22 protein-coding genes are annotated in these 19,684 nt (G+C 71.2%); 10 read left to right on the top strand and 12 right to left on the bottom strand.

From position 1 onward, the window contains the following. The first annotated feature begins 30 nt into the window (after positions 1–30). On the top strand, positions 31–762 hold the full coding sequence (locus tag KUG38_RS12470) for a hypothetical protein (protein ID WP_216922138.1): 732 nt from the start codon (positions 31–33) through the stop codon (positions 760–762). A gap of 181 nt (positions 763–943) precedes the next feature. Further along, entirely contained in the window at positions 944–1,630 is a 687-nt protein-coding gene (locus KUG38_RS12465) for a hypothetical protein (protein WP_216922135.1), read from the top strand. On the opposite strand, the gene KUG38_RS12460 is transcribed toward KUG38_RS12465, so the two are convergent. From KUG38_RS12460 to KUG38_RS12450, 3 genes are all read right to left on the bottom strand, one after another. Further along, positions 1,623–2,726 carry a fatty acid desaturase family protein gene (locus tag KUG38_RS12460; protein ID WP_216922133.1) on the bottom strand — a complete coding sequence of 368 codons (1,104 nt, stop codon included), beginning with the start codon at positions 2,724–2,726 and terminating at the stop codon, positions 1,623–1,625. The two genes, KUG38_RS12465 and KUG38_RS12460, sit on opposite strands and share 8 nt — an antisense overlap. 118 nt (positions 2,727–2,844) lie before the next feature. Beyond that, positions 2,845–3,258 carry a DUF2752 domain-containing protein gene (locus KUG38_RS12455; protein ID WP_216922131.1) on the bottom strand — a complete coding sequence of 138 codons (414 nt, stop codon included), beginning with the start codon at positions 3,256–3,258 and terminating at the stop codon, positions 2,845–2,847. Then, a complete protein-coding gene (locus KUG38_RS12450; RefSeq protein WP_190610465.1) occupies positions 3,255–4,439 on the bottom strand; it encodes an NAD(P)H-quinone oxidoreductase subunit H in 1,185 nt (394 codons plus the stop codon). Before KUG38_RS12450 ends, KUG38_RS12455 begins: the two co-directional genes overlap by 4 nt. Before the next feature lie 43 nt (positions 4,440–4,482). Between KUG38_RS12450 and rsmH the strand changes: the two genes are divergently transcribed. After that, positions 4,483–5,409 carry a 16S rRNA (cytosine(1402)-N(4))-methyltransferase RsmH gene (gene rsmH / locus KUG38_RS12445; protein WP_216922128.1) on the top strand — a complete coding sequence of 309 codons (927 nt, stop codon included), beginning with the start codon at positions 4,483–4,485 and terminating at the stop codon, positions 5,407–5,409. A 10-nt stretch (positions 5,410–5,419) separates the two neighbouring features. Further along, positions 5,420–6,004: a DUF456 family protein gene (locus tag KUG38_RS12440; RefSeq protein ID WP_216922125.1), complete on the top strand. Its 585-nt coding sequence runs from the start codon at positions 5,420–5,422 to the stop codon at positions 6,002–6,004. A 6-nt stretch (positions 6,005–6,010) separates the two neighbouring features. Here the strand turns inward: KUG38_RS12440 and KUG38_RS12435 are convergent, their stop codons facing one another. Both KUG38_RS12435 and KUG38_RS12430 read right to left on the bottom strand, forming a co-directional pair. Next, complete coding sequence (locus tag KUG38_RS12435) at positions 6,011–6,844, bottom strand: hypothetical protein (protein ID WP_216922122.1); 834 nt, start codon at positions 6,842–6,844, stop codon at positions 6,011–6,013. Positions 6,845–6,869: 25 nt separating this feature from the next. Continuing rightward, entirely contained in the window at positions 6,870–8,012 is a 1,143-nt protein-coding gene (locus KUG38_RS12430; RefSeq protein WP_216922119.1) for a cysteine desulfurase family protein, read from the bottom strand. A 6-nt stretch (positions 8,013–8,018) separates the two neighbouring features. Here KUG38_RS12430 and KUG38_RS12425 point away from each other — a divergent pair, with 6 nt between their 5' ends. The 3 genes from KUG38_RS12425 to KUG38_RS12415 are packed head-to-tail and all read left to right on the top strand — an operon-like array spanning position 8,019 to position 10,497. Further along, positions 8,019–8,597 (top strand): hypothetical protein, encoded by a 579-nt coding sequence (locus tag KUG38_RS12425; RefSeq protein WP_216922118.1) that lies wholly within the window; start codon positions 8,019–8,021, stop codon positions 8,595–8,597. Positions 8,598–8,606: 9 nt separating this feature from the next. Beyond that, the gene (locus tag KUG38_RS12420) at positions 8,607–9,404 is read left to right on the top strand and encodes a response regulator transcription factor (protein WP_216922115.1); all 798 of its coding nucleotides are present in this window, start codon (positions 8,607–8,609) and stop codon (positions 9,402–9,404) included. Positions 9,405–9,429: 25 nt separating this feature from the next. Further along, positions 9,430–10,497, top strand: a complete 1,068-nt coding sequence (locus tag KUG38_RS12415) for a pseudouridine synthase (protein WP_216922112.1) — start codon at positions 9,430–9,432, stop codon at positions 10,495–10,497. 221 nt (positions 10,498–10,718) lie between these two features. Here the strand turns inward: KUG38_RS12415 and bchM are convergent, their stop codons facing one another. Then, complete coding sequence (gene bchM, locus KUG38_RS12410; RefSeq protein WP_216922109.1) at positions 10,719–11,459, bottom strand: magnesium protoporphyrin IX methyltransferase; 741 nt, start codon at positions 11,457–11,459, stop codon at positions 10,719–10,721. 31 nt (positions 11,460–11,490) lie between these two features. Continuing rightward, the gene (locus KUG38_RS12405) at positions 11,491–12,705 is read right to left on the bottom strand and encodes an N-acetylglucosamine-6-phosphate deacetylase (RefSeq protein WP_216922106.1); all 1,215 of its coding nucleotides are present in this window, start codon (positions 12,703–12,705) and stop codon (positions 11,491–11,493) included. 48 nt (positions 12,706–12,753) lie between these two features. Between KUG38_RS12405 and purE the strand changes: the two genes are divergently transcribed. Further along, entirely contained in the window at positions 12,754–13,311 is a 558-nt protein-coding gene (gene purE / locus KUG38_RS12400; protein WP_216922103.1) for a 5-(carboxyamino)imidazole ribonucleotide mutase, read from the top strand. Positions 13,312–13,390: 79 nt separating this feature from the next. Continuing rightward, a complete protein-coding gene (locus tag KUG38_RS12395; RefSeq protein ID WP_216922100.1) occupies positions 13,391–14,476 on the top strand; it encodes an AI-2E family transporter in 1,086 nt (361 codons plus the stop codon). On the opposite strand, the gene cysC is transcribed toward KUG38_RS12395, so the two are convergent. The 3 genes from cysC to KUG38_RS12380 are packed head-to-tail and all read right to left on the bottom strand — an operon-like array spanning position 14,451 to position 16,448. Then, entirely contained in the window at positions 14,451–15,077 is a 627-nt protein-coding gene (gene cysC, locus KUG38_RS12390; protein WP_216922238.1) for an adenylyl-sulfate kinase, read from the bottom strand. The two genes, KUG38_RS12395 and cysC, sit on opposite strands and share 26 nt — an antisense overlap. Positions 15,078–15,121: 44 nt before the next feature. Continuing rightward, positions 15,122–15,445, bottom strand: coding sequence for a translation initiation factor (locus KUG38_RS12385; protein WP_216922098.1), 324 nt, complete (start codon positions 15,443–15,445; stop codon positions 15,122–15,124). Then, positions 15,438–16,448 (bottom strand): phytanoyl-CoA dioxygenase family protein, encoded by a 1,011-nt coding sequence (locus KUG38_RS12380; protein ID WP_216922095.1) that lies wholly within the window; start codon positions 16,446–16,448, stop codon positions 15,438–15,440. Before KUG38_RS12380 ends, KUG38_RS12385 begins: the two co-directional genes overlap by 8 nt. Before the next feature lie 136 nt (positions 16,449–16,584). Between KUG38_RS12380 and trpB the strand changes: the two genes are divergently transcribed. Next, complete coding sequence (trpB, locus tag KUG38_RS12375; RefSeq protein WP_216916225.1) at positions 16,585–17,844, top strand: tryptophan synthase subunit beta; 1,260 nt, start codon at positions 16,585–16,587, stop codon at positions 17,842–17,844. Positions 17,845–17,848: 4 nt separating this feature from the next. On the opposite strand, the gene KUG38_RS12370 is transcribed toward trpB, so the two are convergent. Further along, complete coding sequence (locus KUG38_RS12370) at positions 17,849–18,634, bottom strand: proteasome-type protease (protein WP_094587418.1); 786 nt, start codon at positions 18,632–18,634, stop codon at positions 17,849–17,851. Then, positions 18,634–19,644, bottom strand: a complete 1,011-nt coding sequence (locus KUG38_RS12365; RefSeq protein WP_216922094.1) for an HrcA family transcriptional regulator — start codon at positions 19,642–19,644, stop codon at positions 18,634–18,636. The genes KUG38_RS12370 and KUG38_RS12365 overlap by 1 nt, the downstream gene beginning before the upstream one ends. Between the last annotated feature and the right edge of the window lie 40 nt (positions 19,645–19,684).

The raw sequence follows: 19,684 nt of genomic DNA, 5'->3' as shown, positions 1-19,684 counted from the left end.
TTAGGTTCCGCGTAGCACGAACCGTTTCCCTTGGCCGCCGCGATCGCCTACGAGCCGCCCACCATTCCAAAGGCCTGGGCCGCCTTTGTCGCCCACATCCCCACGATCCTGCTGATCTGGGTGGTGTTGATTCTCATCGGTGCCCTCGGCGTCGCGGCCTCGGAGGCCCTGATCAACGTGGTGGTTGGTCTCTCGAAAGGTTGGGTGGGTGAAGAGGCCGCAACCGCCTTTTCGACGGCCCTCATCGGCTTTGAGCAGCTACCCGGCACGATCCTCTCCAGTCTGGTGGGGCTGCTGCTTGTGGCCATCCCGGCAATGCATTACGCGACTGGCAAAACGATCGGTCCCAAGTCGGTCCTCAATGTGCTGATGCAACGGCCGGTCCGCTACCTGCTGGCGGGCGCCCTTGTCACGATCGTGGCCGCGATCGGTTTCCTGCTCTGCATCCTGCCGGGTGTCGCGGTCGCCCTGGTGATTCCGGTGTACGTCAACAAGATCTTCCTCACCGACAGTCCCATCCTCGACGCTTTCTCGGCTTCCTTCCAGGCCGTGTACGGCTCGTCCCAGGGGGGGACCTTTGCCGGCGTTGAACTCATCGCCTTGCTGCTGATGCAGGGGGTGTCGTTTCTGGGAACTATTGTGGCGCTCTACATCTTTTTCTACCTGGGCTTGCTGGTGATTTTGGGCGGCTTGCTTGTGGGGGTGCCGGTGGCCTTCTTCTACATCCAGAACACCGCTTATCACCGCGGGGTGCTGATCTGAGCGCTCAGCCCAGCGCTGCCGGGGCCGGGCTGAGGCGACAGGACCGGAACATCGAACCTGGGGGGCGCAGCCGTGGCGCTTCCGCCCATGCTGGCACTGGCTCCAGTGGAACCTCTGCCCCCGAAGCCGTTGCTGGCCTGCCGGAACGCCCCTAGGTTCCGCCCAGTACGCAACCTTCCCCTTGGCCGCCGCGATCGCCTACGAGCCGCCCAGCATCTCCAAGGCCTGGGATGCCTTCCTGGCCCACATCCCCACCATCCTGCTGATCTGGGTGGTCACGATCGTCATCGGCGTCATCGGCTTCGTGGCCTCCCTGGCGCTCACCACCCTGGGGGTGGGTCTGTCCAGCGGCGCCGCCGGGGCAGACAGTGCCGCCGGCCTCGCGGCGGTGCTCGGCAACCTGGTGCAGCTGCCCTTCACCATCCTCTCGAACCTGGTGGGGGTGCTGTTTGTGGCGGTTCCAGCGATGCATTACGCCAGTGGCGAAACGATCGACGCCGAAGCCGCCCTGCGGGTGCTGATGCACCGGCCGGTGCGCTACATCCTGGCCGGCGCGCTGTTCACGGTCGTCGCCGCGATCGGCTTCGTCCTCTGCATCCTGCCGGGCCTGGCGGTCACTCTGGTGATGCCGGTGTACGTCAACAAGGTGTTCCTCACCGACAGCCCCATCCTCGAGGCCTTCTCCTCATCGTTCCAGGCCGTCTATGGATCCCCCCAGGGCCGCATCTTCGCCGGCATCGAGCTACTGGCCTGGCTGCTGGTGCTGGTGGTATCGGTCTTCACGTGCTTTCTTGGCTCGCTGGTGGCGGTGCCGGTGGCCACGTTCTACATCCAGAACGCGGCCTACCACCGGGGGGTGCTCAGCTGAGGGGGCAGGGCCGGGTGATGGTGCCGCAACTGCTGGCGAAGGTGGTGGCATCCACGTAATGCCTTGGGGTCCCCATCAGCAGCTGCCAGGCGGCGAGGGGGGGCAGGAGATTGAAGCGGTCGGGATAGTGCTTCAGCAGCAGGGCCCTCACCTGGGGGTAGTACGCCGGATTCATGCCCGGAAAGATGTGGTGTTCCGTGTGATAGGAGAAGTTAAGGTGCAACGTGTCGAAGAAGGCTGGCATCTTCAGTGAGATGCTGTTGATCAGCGGATCGTTCGTCTCGGTGAGCTGGCAGGCCATGTGATTGGTATAGATGTAGGCAATCACGACGCTGTAGCCGATCCAGATCGGCAGGAAGTAGCCGAGTAGCAGCGGGAGCGGCCGCAGTCCGATGAAGCCGATGATGGCCAGGTGGACCATCACCACGGCGGCCAGTTCGATGGCGATCCGCCGCCGCTCCCGGCGGCTCACCTGAAAGGAGAACACGGGGTAACGGGTGGATCCGTTGTTGAACAGCAGCACGGAGGTCAGGTTGCGGAAGGCATGCACACCCCAGGCTGAGGTCATCCCCACCCACAGCCAGAAGGGGTGAACTTCCAGCGAGGGAACGAAGAGGTTCTGGATCGACTTGCCCCAGCTGGGCGGTTGCTGGAGGGTGTAGTTGCGATCCGGATCCTGTTCGGAATTGGTCTTGCCGTGATGCTCTCTGTTGTGAACGGCTTTCCACAGGGTGGGGGGCATCCACAGCAGCGCCAGACCGAGCACCTGAACGGCCTGGCGCAGCTGGGGCTGGCGGATCGCCTTGCTGTGCATCAGGTCGTGGGTGGCGAAGAGCAGCACCACCACGGCATTGCCCATCACCAGGGCGAAGGGCAGAAAGATCAGCAGGCCTTGCCAGTGGCTGGCATCCAACTGGCGGGCCATGGCCCAGCCCAGCAGCAGGATTGCCCCATTGAGGCCGAGAATGATGGGGGTGGCCCGATCGGGCGTGAAGGCTTCGTCCGGCAACAGGGGGCGAAGCTGTTTGGCGTAGTCGGGCTGGGCAATCAGGTTCTGGGGATCAACGGGGGCGACGGTGCCGGACGGGTGGGGCAAGCAATTCCTTGGGCGGCCCGGAGAGCAAGGAGGGAGGGCCGACCGGGCTGCAGGCTAGGGGGCCCGATCGCCCCACTGCGCTTCCGGGGCCTGCCGCAGGGACAGCGGCCGGCGTGGCTCAGCTGAGCGGAAACGCCTGCCGGCCGATGCCGTAGGTCAGCCCCATCCGCCCGGCCCAGTAGAGCAGCAGCAGCACCCCCATGGCCGCCAGATGCCAGCCCCGCAGCACCCTGGGCACCAGCCGGCCTGTGCCCAGGGCCAGCAGCGACCAGACCACCAGGCCGACGGCCACCACGGGCCCGAAGGCGTGCAGGGCCAAGGCGTCATCGAAGCGACCCACCAGGCTCGCCGCCGTGGCCCGGGTCAGGTAGCAGGTGGGGCACGGGATGCCGGTGAGGGCCCGCAGGGGGCAGCTGAAGCCGGGCAGGCCCGGATGCAGCCCCTTGAGCACCAGAAAGCCGGTAGCCCCCAGCGGCAGCAGGGGGCCGCAGCGTGCCAGCCGGCGGATCCAGCGCCGGCCGGCCGTGCTCACCGATCCACCGATCCCATGATCACGTCGATCGAACCCAGGATGGCCATGATGTCGGCGACTTTCGCCCCCTTGAGGATGTGGGGCAGGATCTGGAGGTTGTTGAAATCGGCGGCGCGGATCTTCCAGCGCCAGGGGGTGACGTCGTTGTTGCCCATGATGAACACGCCCAGTTCACCCTTGCCCGATTCCACCCGGCAGTAGAGCTCGCCATCGGGGATCTTGAAGGTGGGCGCCACCTTCTTGGCGACGTACTGGTAGTCGAAGCCGTACCACTCGCTCTTCTTGCCTTCGGCCATCCGCCGGGCCTCCAGATTCTCGGTGGGGCCGCCGGGAATCATGGCGATGGCCTGGCGCAGGATCTTCAGGGACTGGCGCATCTCCTCGATCCGCACCCGGTAGCGGGCATAGCAGTCGCCCTCCTTCTCCCAGGCCACCGACCACTCGAAATCGTCGTAGCACTCGTAGTGATCCACCTTGCGCAGATCCCAGGGCACGCCGGAGGCGCGCAGCATCGGACCGGAGAGGCTCCAGTTGATCGCCTGCTCCCTGCCGATCACACCGAGCCCCTCGATCCGCTTGCGGAAGATGGGGTTGTTGGTGATGAGTTTCTCGTACTCGTCGATCTTGGGGCCGAACCAGTCACAGAAATCGGCGCACTTCTCGAGCCAGCCATAGGGCAGATCGACGGCCACCCCGCCGATGCGGAAGTAGTTGTTGTTGATCAGCCGCTGGCCGGTGGCCGCCTCCCACAGGTCGTAGATCATCTCCCGCTCCCGGAAGATGTAGAAGAAGGGCGTCTGGGCGCCCACGTCGGCGAGGAAGGGGCCAAGCCAGAGCAGGTGGTTGGCGATGCGGTTGAGCTCCAGCATCAGCACCCGGATGTAGCTGGCGCGCTTGGGCACCGGCACATCGGCCAGCTTCTCCGGGGCATTCACCGTGATCGCCTCGTTGAACATGCCCGCCGCGTAGTCCCAGCGGCTCACGTAGGGCACGAACATCACGTTGGTGCGGTTCTCGGCGATCTTCTCCATGCCGCGATGGAGGTAGCCGATCACCGGCTCGCAGTCGATCACGTCCTCGCCGTCGAGGGTCACCACGAGCCGCAGCACCCCATGCATCGACGGGTGGTGGGGGCCGAAATTGACCACCATCGGCTCGGTGCGGGTCTCGAGCTGGGTCATGCCCTTCGCAAGGAACGGAGTGCCGGGATCTTAGGAAGGTGAGATGGCCGTTTCGTTCGCCCATCTCCCGGTTCTGGCCGATTCGGTGCTTGAGGCCTTCTCCGGGTTGCCTGGACAACCAGCCGGCGCCGCCGACGGTGCTGCTGACGGGACTGCCGATGCCGGGGAGGCGCTGCTGCTCGACTGCACCCTCGGCGGGGGCGGCCACAGTGCCCAGCTGCTGGCGGCCCACCCCGGCCTGCGGCTGATCGGCCTCGACCGGGACCCCGCCGCCCGCGCCGCAGCCGCCGAGCGGCTGGCCCCCTTCGGCGATCGGGCCGTGATCCAGGCCGCCAACTTCGCCGACTTCACCCCGCCCGCCCCCCTGGTGGGGGTGCTGGCCGACCTCGGGGTCAGCAGTCCCCAGCTGGACGAGCCCAGCCGGGGCTTCAGCTTCCGCGCCCCCGGTCCCCTGGACATGCGCATGGATCCCGACGCCGGCGAGACCGCCGCCGAGCTGATCGACCGGCTGGAGGAGTCGGCCCTGGCGGACCTGATCCACGGCTACGGCGAGGAGCGGCTGTCACGCCGCATCGCCCGGCGCCTGGTGGCCGAACGCCCCTGGTCCGGCAGCGGCCGCACCACGGCCGATCTGGCCTATGCCGTGGCCGGCTGCTTCCCCCCCAAGGCGCGCCACGGCCGGATCCACCCGGCCACCCGCACCTTCCAGGCCCTGCGGATCGCGGTCAACGACGAGCTGGGCGCCCTTGACCGGCTGCTGGAGCGGGCCCCCGACTGGCTGGTGCCCGGCGGTCTGCTGGCGGTGATCAGCTTCCACTCCCTCGAGGACCGGCGCGTCAAGACGGCCTTCCTCAGCGATCCGCGCCTGGAGCGGCTCACCCGCAAGCCGCTGGTGGCCAGCGAGGAGGAGGAGCAGGCCAACCCCCGCAGCCGCTCCGCCAAGCTGAGGGTGGCCCGCCGTCTGGCCTGACCCCGCCGCCATGTCCCTGGCCAGCCTGCCCAGCCTTGACCGCGCCGATCTGCTCTGGTGGATCGCCCTGCTGATCCAGTCGCTGGCGATTCCAGGCACCGTCCTGCCGGTGGCGCCCGGCCTGACCCTGCTGCCTGTGGGTGCCCTGGTCTGGTGCTTGGCCGTCGGCTGGGCCGCCGGCTGGCCGGCCCTGGCGCTGGCGGTGGTGCTGCTGCTCCTGGGCTGGGGGGCCGAGGCCCTGGGCCTGCTGCTCGGCCCGGCCCGGCTGCAGGCCACCCGCTGGAGCTACGTCGGTGCCGGCATCGGACTGGTGGTGGGTCTGCTGGGGTTGCTGCCGGCCCTGCCGGTGGGCGGGCCCCTGCTGGGTGCCCTGGTGGGTCCGCTGCTGGGCGCCAGCCTGGGTGAGCTGATCACCGCTCCGCCGTCCCTCGGCACGCCCGGCCTGGGCCGGCTGCGCCGCTCCCTGCTGGTGGGCCTGGCGGTGGTGGCCGGGATGCTCGTCAGCCGGGTGGCCCAGCTGCTGCTGGCCCTGGTGGGGGTCCTGGGCTTCGTGCTGCTGACGGTGGGCCCCTTCGCCCCCGGCCCCGCCGGCTGAGCTCCCTCAGCGGCCGGGGAGGGGCGGCAGGGGATCGGGGCCGCCGCCGGCCAGCGCCAGCTGCCGGTAGGCGGCGGTGGCGATGCAGACCACCAGGGGCCAGGCCACGAAGGCCCCCACCAGGCAGGCCAGCAGACCCAGCAGCACCAGCAGACCGCCGATCAGGGTGAGCAGCAGCACCATCAGCCAGCTGGGATCCACCAGGGCCCGCCCGCGCTGGATGGCGGTCCGCGAGCCGGCGCGCTCGAACAGCACGATCTGGGTGAGGAAGCTCTGGTTGATCGCCAGGTAGATCACGCCCAGCAGCAGCACCCCCAGGAGCAGGGCGAACACCACAGCCAGGCTCAGACCCAGCACCTCCACCAGGGTGCGGCTGAAGGGCACGAGCTGGTCGGCGTAGAAGCTGAGCAGGGCCAGGGGGCCGCCCACCAGCAGCAGCAGGCCGATCAGGGGCACGGCCACCACCGCCCCCAGCAGCAGCCAGGCCCGCAGCAGCCGCCCGAACACCTCCCCGTCCCAGCGCATCAGCTGCCCCAGGGAGGGATGGCCGCCCTGGAGGGCGCTGCCGGCGCCGCGCACCAGCCCGATGGCGCACCAGAGATTCAGCAGCAGGTTCGCCGTCAGCCCGATCAGGTACAGCACCCAGTCGAGGGGGTCGCTGGAGGCCACGCCGCCGTTGCTGATGCGGCTCTGCAGGGGCTGGATCAGGAACTGGAGGGCCACCACCACCAGCGGGAAGCCCACGAAGGGCCCCGGGCTGCGGCTGAAGGCCCGCCAGCCCTCCTGGAGCGCATCACCGAAGTTGAGCCGGGGCCCCTGTCGACCGCCGGGTGTGCTCATCCATGCCAGGCCATAGACCCGAAAGCTAGACAGGCACTCGCAGCTCCGCCACCGCCTCGCCCACGGCGGCCACGGCGACGTCGATGTCCGCCGCCGTGGTGCCCCGTCCCAGGCCGAAGCGGATCGCGGCGCCGGCGGCGCGGCGGTCGAGGCCGAGGGCGGCCAGCACGTGGGAGGGGCTGCCCTGGCTGCAGGCCGAACCGCTGCTCACCGCCAGGATCCGGCGCAGCTGGCGGTGCAGGCGGGTGCCGTCCACCCCCTCGACGCTGACATTGAGGCTGTGGGGCAGGCACAGGCGCGGATGGCCGTTGCGGCGCACCCCGCCCAGGGTCGCCAGCTCCTCCCACAGCCGGTCCCTGAGGGCTCCGAGCCGTGCGGCCCGTTCCTCCCGGTCGGCCAGGGCGCCCGCGACGGCGGCGCCAAGGCCCACGATCAGGGGCACCGGCAGGGTGCCGCCCCGCAGCCCGCCCTCCTGGCCACCGCCGAGCTGCTGGGGGGCCAGGGGCACCCCAGGGCGCCGCAGCAGGGCGCCGATGCCTTTGGGGCCGTAGAGCTTGTGGCCGCTGAGGCTCAGCAGGTCGATGCCGAGGTCGGCCATGGCGAGGGGGATGTGGCCCACCGCCTGGGCGGCGTCGCAGTGGAACAGCACGCCGCGCTCGCGGCAGAGGGCGCCGATGGCGGCCAAGGGCTGCAGCACGCCGATCTCGTTGTTCGCCGCCATCACCGACAGCAGCAGGGTGTCGGGCCCCAGGGCCGCCGCCAGGCGCTCCTGGTCCACCAGGCCATCGGCCCCCACCGGCAACACCGTGAGGGGAAAGCCATGGCGCTCCAGCCAGGCCAGCGGCTCCAGCACGGCCCGATGTTCGGTGGCCAGGGTCACCAGCCGGCGGCGGGGTTCCCCCCGCTCCAGGGCCGCTTCGGCCACCCCGCGCAACGCCAGGTTGTTGGCCTCGGTGGCGCCGCTGGTGAAGATCACCGTGTCGTCGGCCATGCCCAGCGCCCCGGCCACCCGGCTGCGGGCGATGTCCACCGCCGCGCCCGCCTCCAGGGATGGCCGGTGCAGCCGGCTGGAGGGGTTGGCGGCGTTCGCCGTCCACCAGGGCGCCATGGCCGCCACCACCGCCGGATCGCACGGGGTGCTCGCGTGGTGGTCCAGGTACGTCAGCATGGGGTCATGCTGATCCGTCCCCGCTCCTTCGGTGTCCCCCCCCTGCGGCTGGGGTCGGCCTTCCCGATGGCCCCACTGGCGGCGTTCACCCTGGCGGCGGTTGCGCTGACGGCGGCCTGGCCCCTGGCCCTGCCCCGTCCGGCGGCCGCCCAGGGCGAGTCCCGCAGCAACGAGGAGAGCCGGCCCAAGGGCTTCCGGGTGCTGCTGGACAGGGTCACCCACCGGGGCCGGGAGGTGGTGGGCATCTACGGCCTGGTGGCCGAGCCCGCCCAGCCGGGCATGTGGCGCGTGCAGGTCTGGGAGGAGCTCGACGACCGGGTGACCGTCGCCACCGACAAGATCGGCTGCAGCGTCACCGCCCCCCTGCGGATCACCGGCAGTTCCCGCCGGCTGGTCATCCGCGAGCTCAATCCTGGCGGGGTGATCAACCCGTCCAACCGTCTCGATCACCTGATGTGGTGGGCCGTCTGCTTCCCCGAGCAGGCCGGCAGGGATCCCGCCAGCCTCGGTTCGGTGGCCCGCCAGCTGGGCTACAGCGGCCTCCTGCCCGAACGGGAACAGGTGGTGCTCGGTCCCGGTCGATAGATTTCCCCCATGAGCCAGGAAACCTCCACCGCCGCCGGCCCCACCCCCGAGCCGTCCGGGCCGCCGGAGGGGGACGAAGCCGCCGTCAGCACCCCGGTGCGGCTGCTGCTGGTCGATGACGAACCCGGACTGCGTACGGCGGTCAAGGCCTACCTGGAGGACGAGGGATTCGCCGTCACCACCGCCAATGACGGCGAGGAGGGCTGGACGGCCGCCCAGGCCCAGATGCCCGACGTCGTCATCACCGACGTGATGATGCCCCGCTGCGACGGCTACGGCCTGCTGAAGCGTCTGCGGGCCGACGAGCGGCTCGGCGGCACGCCGGTGATCTTCCTCACCGCCAAGGGCATGACGGCCGATCGCATCGCCGGCTTCCAGGCCGGCGCTGACGACTACATCCCCAAGCCGTTCGATCCGGACGAACTGGTGGCTCGGGTGCGCAACGTGGTGCGGCGCCAGGAGCGGCTGCTGGCGGAGGCGGCCCGCTTCGCCGATGCGGACATCGGCGCCATGGCCCGCCAGATCACCGAGATCCGCTCGATGCTGGGCGGCGGCGGTGGCCCCGGCACCGGCAGCGGCGGCAGCACCCGCAAGCCCGTCGGCGACGTCAAGCTCGACTTCACCCCCCGCGAGGCGAGCGTGCTGCAGCTGGTGGCCGAGGGGATGATGAACAAGGAGATCGCCCGCCGGCTGGAGACGTCGATCCGCATCGTCGAGAAGTACGTGAGCCGGCTGTTCATCAAGACCGGCACCGCCAGCCGCACCGAGCTGGTGCGCTTTGCCCTCGAGCACGGGCTGGTGGATTGATGCTCCCCCATCCCCACCCCTGACCTTGCCGCCGGGCTGGCTGCCTTCCCGCCCCAACGGCGGCTGGGCCTACCGCGACCGCATCCCCCCCGCGGCAGCCGGCATGGGGGTGGTCGCCTTCTACGCCGGGCGCTACGGCCACACCAGCGCGGCGGCCTGGGAACGGCGTCTGGCGGACGGCGAGATCAGCCGCAACGGGATGCCGCTGCGGGCCGATGCGGTCCTGGTCGGCGGGGATCGGCTCGTCTGGCAGCGTCCCCCCTGGCCGGAGCCCGCCGTCCCGGCCCACTGGGAGGTGATCCACGACGACGGCGATCTGCTGGTGATCGACAAGCCCAGCGGCCTGCCCGTGCTGGCGGCGGGCGGCTTCCTGGAGCACACCGTGCTGCGGCTGCTGGAGCGCCGCCATGGCGACGACCCCGCCGGCGTGCCGCGGCCGGTGCACCGGCTGGGGCGCTTCACCTCCGGCCTGCTGGTGTGCGCTCGCCGGCCCGCTACCCGCGCCTGGCTGAGCGCCCAGCTGCGGGAGAGCACGGGTTCACGGGCCAGCGGCGCCAGTGGGGGCGTGGTTGGCGGCGTCGGTGGCGGGGTCCCGCCCTGCCGCAAGCTCTACCGGGCCCTGCTGGTGCCGGGCCGGCTGGCGCTGGCGGCCGGCGACAGCCTGGCGATCACCACGCCGATCGGCCGGCGCCCCCACCCGCCGCTTGGGGAGATCTGGTGCGCGGCCGAGGCCGGCGACCCTGCCGCCCTGGCGGCCCACAGCCAGCTCACCCTGCTGGAGAGCGGCGGCGAGGCCGATCTGGTCGAGGTGGCGATCCTCACCGGCCGTCCCCACCAGATCCGCATCCACTGCGCCGCCGTCGGAGCGCCGCTGCTGGGGGATCCGCTGTATCGGCCGGGCGGGTGGGCCCGCCCCGGGGGACTGCCGGGCGAGGGTGGCTACCGGCTCCAGGCCCGCTGGCTGCGGCTGCACCGCCCTGAAGGATCGGCTCTGGAGCTGGAAGCCCCAGCGGCGGAAGGCCTGGGCACGACGGCGGAGGGTCCGGCCGCCCAGGATCACACCGACCGCTGCAGCGGCGGGCCAAAGGGCTGATCGGTGCCGTGCCGTGCCGCTGGCCCTCGGACCTGGGTGGCGCCTGCATGGCCGTTCGCGCCTGCTTGGCTGTTCGATGGTTCCCTTCAGACCCTGTACAGGCTGTACAGAATCGGGAATGGCCAGGGGCGACCGGCCTGGCCGATCTCCATGGGAACACCCACCAGCAGCGCCCCTGCGCCTGGATCTCCGGCGCCACCCGGGCGATCGCTGGGGGCTGATCAGGCCGGGTCGCGCTCGAAGGCGATCAGGCGGGAGAAGTAGAACGGCGCCTGGTTGAGGCTGCGGTGGACGGGGCGGAAGCCCGCGGCCGCGGCCGCCGCCACGATGCCGTCCTCCCGCAGGGTGTAGGCGCGGGTGGTCTTGCTCGGTCCGGGGAACAGCTGGCCGATCTGCTTGAGCACCGCCAGCAGCGGCGTGTAGGGGGCGAAGCTGACGATCAGCTGCCGCTCGGCCATCGCCGCCAGGTGCCGCACCATCGCTTCGGCGGCCGCCTGGGGGTAGTGGATGAAGACGTCCAGGCAGATCACCGTGTCGTAGCGGCCCTGGAGGCTCTCCAGGTCGGAGGCGGTGAAGCTGAGCCGCTCCGAGGCCAGGCCGGCCTCGCTGGCCCGGCGGCTGGCCTCGGCCACCATGGCGGCGGACAGATCGCTGGCGGCGATCGAGCCGGCCCCGAGGGCGGCCAGGGGCAGGCTGAGGCTGCCGACACCGCAGCCGGCATCGCAGAAGCTGCGGCTCCCCAGGTCGCCCTGCTGCTGCAGCCAGGCCAGCACCGCGTCCACGGTCTTCTGGTGGCCGATGCGGATGTTGCGCTGGACCCGGTTCACCTCCTCGCTGTCGCTGTAGATGCGGTTCCAGCGCTCGAAGCCGGTGCTCTCGAAGTAGGCCTGCACCTCGGCCTTCTCGGCCTGCGTCTCAGCCTGTGCCTCGGAGGGCGCGGGGGGTTGCAGTTCCGGGGGCATGGGGCGGAGGGCCGTTCGGGTGGGCCGGATCCTAGGGAGCGGGGGCCAGGGGCACCGCCGCGGATCCGCCGGCCACCGTCGCGGGGCGCCGCCAGTCCAGGCGCCCGTCGGCCGCCGTGCTCCAGCGCAGGGTGTCCGCCAGGGGCCGCCCCAGCAGCAGCTGCTCCAGTGGCTGCCGCTCCCCCAGCAGGCGCCGCGGGGCCAGGGTGGCTGCGGCGATCGACGCCGGCACCAGGCCGCCCCAGCCGGCCAGCCGCCGCACCCCCTCCAGCAGCGGCAGGGTGACCCCGGCCAGGGTGCCGTCCTCCAGCCGGCAGCTGCCGTCCTCCACCAGCAGGACGCGCTCGTCCCAGCGGTGGCGGCCGTCGGCCAGTCCGTAGGGGGCCAGGGCATCACTGACGATCACCACCTGGCGGGGCGCCAGCCGCTGCAGCAGCACCGCCATGGTGGGGTCCACGTGGACGCCGTCAGCGATCAGCCCCAGGGCCACCTCCCCCTGGAGCAGGGCCTCTCCGACCGGTCCCGGGGCGCGGTGGTGCAGCCCGGCCATGGCATTGAAGCTGTGGGTGAGCATGCCCACCCCCTGGTTGAAGGCCCGGCGGGCCTGCACCGCATCGGCGCCGCTGTGGCCCAGGCTCACCACCACGCCGGCGGCCCGCAGCGCCGCGATCACCTCGGCGGCCCCCTCCAGCTCCGGGGCCAGGGTCACCAGGGCGACATCGGCCTCCGGGCCGCCCTGGAAGCCGGCGATCAGACGCTCAAGGGCGGCCCGGCTGGGGGCCTGCAGGTGCTGGGCCGGATGGGCGCCCCGGCGCTCCGGCGCCAGGAACGGCCCCTCCAGGTGGGCGCCCAGCAGACGGCAGCGGCCGGGCCGATGGTGGCGACGGGCCTCGGCCAGCACCGCCAGGGCCCGGCGAAGGGCCTCCGGGGCACAGGTCACCAGGGTGGGACAGATGGCATCCACCCCATCCCTCCACAGCAGCTCCAGCAGGGCCTGCAGGCGGGGCAGATCGTCCAGGCTCAGTTCGGGGAAGGCCAGCCCCAGGCCACCGTTGATCTGCAGGTCCACCCCCCCCGGGGACAGCCAGTCGCCGCCCCAGTCCTCCCCACCGGCCCGGCTGCCCGGCGGCGTGGGCCGCACCCGGGCGATCCGCCCCTCGCCGTCGACCCCGACCCGCCAGCGCCAGCCCGCCTCGGCCAGGGCAGGGTCATCGCCCGCCAGTCGCAGGTTGGTCAGCCAGCGCATCCGGGCAGCGGCGGGACGGGACAATGCCATCCTCGCCGCCACCGCCCCATGGATCCCGAACCCGCCCCGTCCGCCAGCACACCAGTCCCCCGGGTGGCGATCGTCATGGGAAGCGATTCCGACCTGCCGACGCTGGAGCCGGCCGTGCGGATCCTGGAGCAGCTGGGGGTGGCCAGCGAGGTGCGGGTGCTCTCGGCCCACCGCACGCCGCGGGAGATGGCGGAGTTCGCCGAGGCTGCCGCGTCCCGGGGCCTGCGGGTGATCATCGCCGGGGCCGGCGGCGCCGCCCACCTGCCCGGCATGGTGGCGGCGTTCTCCATGCTCCCGGTGATCGGCGTGCCGGTCCGCAGCCAGGCCCTCTCCGGGGTGGACTCCCTCCATTCGATCGTGCAGATGCCGGCGGGGATCCCCGTCGCCACGGTGGCGATCGGCGGCGGGCTCAACGCCGGCCTGCTGGCGGCCTCGATGCTGGCGATCGCCGATGCCCGGCTGGCGGAGGCCCTGGAGGCCTACCGCCGGGGTCTGCACGATCAGGTGGTGGCCAAGGATGCGCGCCTGCAGGCCCTCGGCAGTGCCGCCTACCTGGCGACGATGGGCCAGGGATGAGACGCTCGCCGTCGCCGGCCCGGCAGGCCAAGCTGGTCGGCGATCGTCGATCCTCCGGGGCCAGGCCCCGCTCCCGCTGATGCTTGAGCGGCTGGTCCTGCCCCCCTGGCTGCGGTTCTCCCTGGCCCTGCCCCTGCTGGTGCTCAACCTCTGGGTGCTGCGCCAGCTGCTGGTGCCCCTGGCGCCGTTCCCGGCCCTGTTCCTGACGGCCGCCCTGCTGGCCTTCCTGCTCGACATCCCCAGCCGCTGGCTGATCCGGCGGGGGCTGCCGCGGGCCCTGGCCCTGCTGCTGGTGCTGGGGCTGAGCCTCTCGGCGGTGGTGCTGGCGGCCCTGGTGCTGGTGCCGCGCCTGGTGGAGCAGCTCGGCGACCTGGTGCTCGCCCTTCCGGGCTGGCTGGCGGAGGGGGAGACCCTGCTGGGGCAGTTGCAGAGCTGGGCCACCGAGCGGGGGCTGCCCACCGATTTCGGCGGGCTGAGCAGCGATCTGATCACCCGCACCAGCAAGATCGCCTCCCAGCTCAGCCAGCAGGTGCTGGGGATCCTGGGGGCCACCGTCAGCATCACCGTCAACACGGTGATCGTGCTGGTGCTGGCGGTGTTCCTGCTGCTGGGGGGCGAAGGCATCGCCAGGGGATTGGCGGAATGGCTTCCCTCCGGCACCCGCGCCCTGGTGCTCAGCACCCTCGACCGCACTTTCCGGGGCTACTTCGCCGGCCAGGTGGTGCTGGCCCTGATCCTCAGCGGCGCCCAGAGCCTGGTGTTCACCCTGCTGGGGATTCCCTACGGCGTGCTGTTCGCCGTGGCGATCGGCTTCACCACCCTGATCCCCTACGCCAGTGCCCTCACCATCGTGGGGGTGAGCGTGCTGCTGGCGCTCGAGGATCCACGCACCGGCCTCGAGGTGCTGGCGGTGGCGATCAGTGTCGGCCAGGTGGTCGACCAGGTGATCCAGCCGCGGCTGATGGGCTCGATCGTGGGGCTTCAGCCGGCCTGGCTGCTGATCAGCCTGCCGATCGGTGCCCGGCTGGGGGCACTGATGGGGCTGGGGGAGCTGCTGGGCCTGCTGCTGGCGGTGCCGGTCGCCAGCTGTTCCAAGACCTTCCTCGATGCCTGGGCCCTGCGCCTGCGCGCCGAACCGCTCAGGCTTCCGCCGGAGCCGGAATGATGCCGCGACGCTCCAGTTCGGCCATCACCTGGGCGACCGAATCCTCCAGGCTCTGCTCCCCGGTGGCCACCCGCAGCTCGGGGGCCTCGGGGGCCTCGTAGGGGCTGGAGATGCCGGTGAACTCCTTGATCTCCCCCGCCCGGGCCTTGGCGTAGAGCCCCTTGGTGTCCCGCTGCTCGCAGACCGCCAGGTCGGCGGCGCAGTGGATCTCGAGGAAATCGCCGTCCTCCACCAGCGCGCGGGCCCGCTGGCGGTCGGCCTGGAAGGGGGAGACGAAGGCGGTGAGCACCACGACGCCCGCATCCAGGAACAGCTTGGCCACCTCACCGATCCGGCGGATGTTCTCTTCCCGGTCGGCGTCGGAGAAGCCCAGATCGCTGCACAGCCCATGGCGCACGTTGTCGCCATCGAGCACGTAGCAGGCCAGTCCCTGCTCGAACAGGGCCGAATTCACCGCATTGGCCAGGGTGCTCTTGCCCGCCCCGGAGAGCCCCGTGAACCAGAGGATGGCGCTGCGGTGGCCCCGCTGGTGGGCCCGGGCGGCGCGGGTCACGGTGGAGTGGTGCCAGACGATGTTGGTGGCCTTGGCAGGCGAGGTCATCTCGGACACGGAAACGGGGCGGGGGCTTCGGGCCGCATTCTCCCCTACCCCCCCGCCTGCTTTGGCCGGTAGCCGTCCTTCTCCAGGGCGGCCAGGGCCGCCGCGACGTGGTCCCCCTGCAGTTCGATCACCCCGTCCTTGAGGGTGCCGCCGGTGCCGGCGGTGGCCTTGAGCTGCTTGAGCAGCTGGCGCGCCTCGGCCTCGGGAGCCTCCAGCCCCGTGATGGTGGTGACCAGCTTCCCCCCCTTGCCGGCCCGGGTGCGCTGCACCCGCACCTTCTGGAGCCCCCTGGGCGTCGGCGCCGACGCGGCCTCGGGCCGCTGCAGGCTGTCCGGCCCGCTGAACTCCCGCCAGACCCCCTTAGGCACGGTTGGGCCCTCCAGCGATCAGTCGCTTGAGGCGGCGGCCGGCGGCGGCGACCAGCCGGGTGGGCAGGGACCTGGGGCGCATCGTCTCGGGCAGGGTGGGGGGTTCGGAGAAGTCGTAGCCGTCACCGACGCGGTGCCGGGCCATGGCCTTGTGGTTGGCGGCGGCCGTGTAGTGACAGACGTAGGAGCGGCGGGTGAGGGCGGGGTCCCCCATCGGGGTGCCGCCGTGGATCAGGGCCCCGTGCCAGATCAGCACATCGCCGCGCCGCGGCAGGTAGATGCTCGGGGTCCAGCCCTGGGCTTCGATCAGGGCCTCCAGGTAAGGGCCGTAACCCGCCGCCGTCCGGGGGTCGCCGTCGCGACTGGCCAGGATCCCCCCCCCGCCCCAGTCGTAGAACTGATCGTTCGTCAACAGATGGGATCCCTTGTAGTAGACGAGCGGTCCGGCCTGATCGCTGATGTCCTCCAGGGGGATCCAGGCGGCGGCCAGGTGGCCCAGCCGGCTGTGGTGATGCACGTAGGAGAAGTCCTGGTGTAGGGACTGCTCGCTGCTCTTCCAGAAGGTGAGCGACTGGATCAGCCCCGGCGCCGATCCGAACAGCTCATCGAGGAACTGGATGATGGGATCGGCGAAGGCCAGCGAGCGGGCCGCCTCGAAGTAGCGGTGCAGGTCGTTGAGCTTCAGCCCCGGGGGGGCCTCACGGAGATCGGTGATGCCGAGCCGGGGCAGATTGCGCAGAACCCGGGCGTCGTAATGCTCCTCCTTGCCATCGATGCCGATCATGCCGTGCAGCAGTGATGTGCGGGCCAGACCCGGCAGGGCCTCGAGGTCGCGGTCCATCCGATCGAGGAGCTCAGGGCCCAGTGCCTGAGGAAAGATCACCACCCCATCCCGCAGGAAATCGAGCACAGGCCCGGAATAGATCCGGCCGGCCAGATCGGGCTGCTGTCGATACAGGCGTTCCGCCAGAGGCAGGGAAGTCAGGTAGTCGGCGGGAAGCATCTCTGACGTTCGTGGGCGACGCGGTCGGCAGCAGTTCGGGCGGATGGTTCTCCGGTGGCAACCGGATCTCCGCTCCGCCGCTGCCGCCCTGGGTGGCGGCTCCCTAAGGTGAATTATCTCCCCTCGCGCAGCGCCGGTGACCAGCACCGCCCCAACCCGCAGCGCCGATCCTGCCGAGCTGCAGCCGTCGGTCCGCCCGGATGGACTGGGCCGTTTCGGCCCCTTCGGCGGGCAGTACGTCCCGGAAACGCTGATGCCCGCCCTGGCGGAGCTGGAGGCGGCCGCGGCCGAAGCCTGGGCCGATCCCGCCTTCACCGCCCGGCTGAATCACCTGCTGCGAACCTACGTGGGCCGGCCCACCCCCCTCTATGAGGCCGAGCGGCTCACGGCCCACTACGCCCGCCCGGAGGGCGGTCCGCGCCTGTGGCTGAAGCGCGAGGACCTCAACCACACCGGCGCCCACAAGATCAACAACGCCCTGGGCCAGGCCCTGCTGGCGCTGCGCATGGGCAAGAAGCGGATCATCGCCGAAACCGGCGCCGGCCAGCACGGGGTGGCCACGGCCACGGTCTGCGCCCGCTTCGGGCTGGAGTGCGTCATCTACATGGGCGCCGAGGACATGCGCCGCCAGGCCCTGAACGTGTTCCGGATGCGGCTGCTGGGGGCCACGGTCCAGCCCGTCACCGCCGGCACCGCCACCCTCAAGGACGCCACCAGCGAAGCCATCCGCGACTGGGTCACCAACGTGGAGAGCACCCACTACATCCTCGGTTCGGTGGCCGGCCCGCACCCCTACCCGATGTTGGTGCGGGATTTCCATGCCGTGATCGGCCAGGAGGCCCGGACCCAGTGCCTGGAGGCCTTCGGCCGGCTACCGGATGTGCTGATCGCCTGTGTGGGCGGCGGCTCCAATGCCATGGGCCTGTTCCATCCCTTCGTCCAGGACACCTCCGTGCGTCTGATCGGGGTGGAGGCGGCCGGGGAGGGCGTGGCCACCGGTCGCCATGCCGCCACCATCACCGAAGGCCGGGTGGGGGTGCTGCACGGCGCCATGAGCCTGCTGCTGCAGGACGACGAAGGCCAGGTGCAGGAGGCCCATTCGATCAGCGCCGGCCTCGACTACCCGGGCGTGGGCCCGGAGCACAGCTATCTGCGCCAGATCGGCCGGGCCGAGTACGCCGCCGTCACCGATGCCCAGGCCCTCGAGGCCCTGCAGCGGGTGAGCGAACTGGAGGGCATCATCCCGGCGCTGGAGACGGCCCATGCCTTCGCCTGGCTGGAGTCCCTCTGTCCCACCCTCGCCCCCGGCACCGAAGTGGTGCTCAATCTCTCGGGCCGCGGCGACAAGGATGTCAACACCGTGGCGGAGAAGCTGGGCGACGGCCTGGCGGGCTAGGCCCTCAGAGGGGGTCGTGCTCCCAGGGGAAGCGGGGCAGCTTGTGGAGCCCCTCCTGCATGTGGCGGGCCCACACGTCCATGGTGTGCTGGATCTCCGGTGCCTCCTTCTCGAGCTTCAGGTGCCGGCTCACCTTGAAGGCGTCGCGGGGGACCATGGCGATCTCGAAGGGTGGCCCCACGGTCAGATTGGAGCGCCGGGTGACGATCTCCGACACCAGGCAGAGGCGCGCCGCATCCTCCAGGGAGAGGTCCGGGCGGCCGATGTAATCGAGGGGAGGCTTGCCGTACTTGGTCTCGCCGATCTGCAGGAAGGGCGTGTCGTCGGTGGCCATGATCGCGTTCCCCTGGGGGTAGATCATGTAGAGCCCATGGGGCTGGCCGGCGATCTGGCCGCCGAGGATGAAGCTGGCCTCGCCGCTGGCGCCCGCCTGGCGCAGGTTGGGATTGAACTCCTTCTGGACCATCACGTTGAGCCGGCCGATGTAGTCGGCCACCTCGAACAGGTAGCGGGCCGTGAGCATGCTCGGCCCGGCCGGCGGGTCGTCCTGGCGGGTCCACTGAGGGCTGGGGCCGGCGCCATGGTTCTCGATGTCACGGCGGATCCGGTTGAGCACCGCCTGGGTGGTGCCCAGATTGCCCGCCGCCATCAGCACGAACAGCCGGTCGGGGGCCGGGGCCAGCACGTGCATCTTGCTGTAGCTGGAGATGTAGTCGACGCCCGCATTGGTGCGGGAGTCGGAGGCGAACACCAGGCCGCTGTGGAGGAGGAAGCCGAGGCAGTAGGTCATCAGCTGAGCAGCCTCTCCAGGATCGAGGCCACCGACTGGACCGCGGCGCGGGCGGTGGCGTAGGCCATGCGCATCGGCCCCACCAGGCCCACCTGGCCGCGGCCGCCGTGCCCGGTGCGGTAGGTGGCCTGCACCACCGCGCACTGGCCGAGGGCCGCATGGGGATGCTCCGTGCCGATCCAGATCGCTTCGGTCGCGAGCGGGTCCTGGGCGCCGGTGATCCCGAGCAGGGTGCGGGGGCCGTGCTCCACCAGCTGCACCACGGGCAGCACGCTGGAGCTGTGGCGGAATTCGGGCTGGGCCAGCAGGCCGCCCAGGCCGGCGGCCACCACGGCATCGAGCTCCTCGCTGCGGATGCGGCCGTGGCTGTCGAGGGCCTGGCGCAGCAGACCGCCGCTGCGGCGCAGTTCCGCCGGCAGCCGCTCCCAGGGGATGCGGCCGTCGCCACCGGCGCGGAGCTGCTCGTTGCTCCAGCGCTCCAGGATCGGCAGCTCCTCCTCCAGGCCGGCGCCGAGGCGCAGGTTGAGGCTGGTGCTGAAGTCGGGCCCCTGGACGAGAAACACCAGCAGCCGGTCGCCGCTGGGCACGAGCCGCACGGCCTGCAGCAGGGGGCTGGGCCGCTGGGGGCGGGTGATCAGGCTGAGCAGGCCGGTGAGATCCGCCAGGCGGCGGGCCAGGTGCAGCAGCAGGTCATCGAGGGCGGCCCACTGCAGGCTGATCCCGGCCAGCTCACGCTCCAGCTGCAGGGCGGCGGCCCCCGGGGCCGGCAGCAGCTGGTCGACGTAGAGGCGGTAGCCCCGCTGGCTGGGGATGCGGCCGGCGGAGGTGTGGGGCTGGGTCAGCAGGCCGCGCTGTTCCAGGGCCCCCATGGCCGTCCGCACCGTGGCGGGGCTGGCCGGCAGGCCGAAGCGCCGCACCAGCGTGTGGCTGCCCACGGGTTCGACGGTGTCCACGTAGTGCCGCACCGTGGCCCGGAGGACCTCCTGTTGTCGGCGCGGCAGCGTGTCCAAGGAATGGGGGAAAAGTTGAAAAGATAAACAGAAGGTTGAT

Origin of the sequence: Synechococcus sp. CCAP 1479/9, assembly GCF_019038535.1 — a bacterium.
GTDB lineage: Bacteria > Cyanobacteriota > Cyanobacteriia > PCC-6307 > Cyanobiaceae > Cyanobium.
Note: the sequence above shows the minus strand (reverse complement) of the source record. Positions and strands in the feature narration are given on the sequence as shown.

Excerpts from the sequence above, each read along its gene's own strand:
- KUG38_RS12450 (WP_190610465.1), bottom strand. The coding sequence starts at position 4,439 with ATGACCCAGCTCGAGACCCGCACCGAGCCGATGGTGGTCAATTTCGGC.
- KUG38_RS12395 (WP_216922100.1), top strand. The coding sequence starts at position 13,391 with ATGCTTGAGCGGCTGGTCCTGCCCCCCTGGCTGCGGTTCTCCCTGGCC.
- purE (WP_216922103.1), top strand. The coding sequence starts at position 12,754 with ATGGATCCCGAACCCGCCCCGTCCGCCAGCACACCAGTCCCCCGGGTG.
- KUG38_RS12440 (WP_216922125.1), top strand. The coding sequence starts at position 5,420 with ATGTCCCTGGCCAGCCTGCCCAGCCTTGACCGCGCCGATCTGCTCTGG.
- KUG38_RS12405 (WP_216922106.1), bottom strand. The coding sequence starts at position 12,705 with ATGCGCTGGCTGACCAACCTGCGACTGGCGGGCGATGACCCTGCCCTG.
- KUG38_RS12430 (WP_216922119.1), bottom strand. The coding sequence starts at position 8,012 with ATGCTGACGTACCTGGACCACCACGCGAGCACCCCGTGCGATCCGGCG.
- rsmH (WP_216922128.1), top strand. The coding sequence starts at position 4,483 with ATGGCCGTTTCGTTCGCCCATCTCCCGGTTCTGGCCGATTCGGTGCTT.
- bchM (WP_216922109.1), bottom strand. The coding sequence starts at position 11,459 with ATGCCCCCGGAACTGCAACCCCCCGCGCCCTCCGAGGCACAGGCTGAG.
- cysC (WP_216922238.1), bottom strand. The coding sequence starts at position 15,077 with ATGACCTCGCCTGCCAAGGCCACCAACATCGTCTGGCACCACTCCACC.
- KUG38_RS12420 (WP_216922115.1), top strand. The coding sequence starts at position 8,607 with ATGAGCCAGGAAACCTCCACCGCCGCCGGCCCCACCCCCGAGCCGTCC.
- KUG38_RS12425 (WP_216922118.1), top strand. The coding sequence starts at position 8,019 with ATGCTGATCCGTCCCCGCTCCTTCGGTGTCCCCCCCCTGCGGCTGGGG.
- KUG38_RS12370 (WP_094587418.1), bottom strand. The coding sequence starts at position 18,634 with ATGACCTACTGCCTCGGCTTCCTCCTCCACAGCGGCCTGGTGTTCGCC.
- KUG38_RS12435 (WP_216922122.1), bottom strand. The coding sequence starts at position 6,844 with ATGAGCACACCCGGCGGTCGACAGGGGCCCCGGCTCAACTTCGGTGAT.
- KUG38_RS12380 (WP_216922095.1), bottom strand. The coding sequence starts at position 16,448 with ATGCTTCCCGCCGACTACCTGACTTCCCTGCCTCTGGCGGAACGCCTG.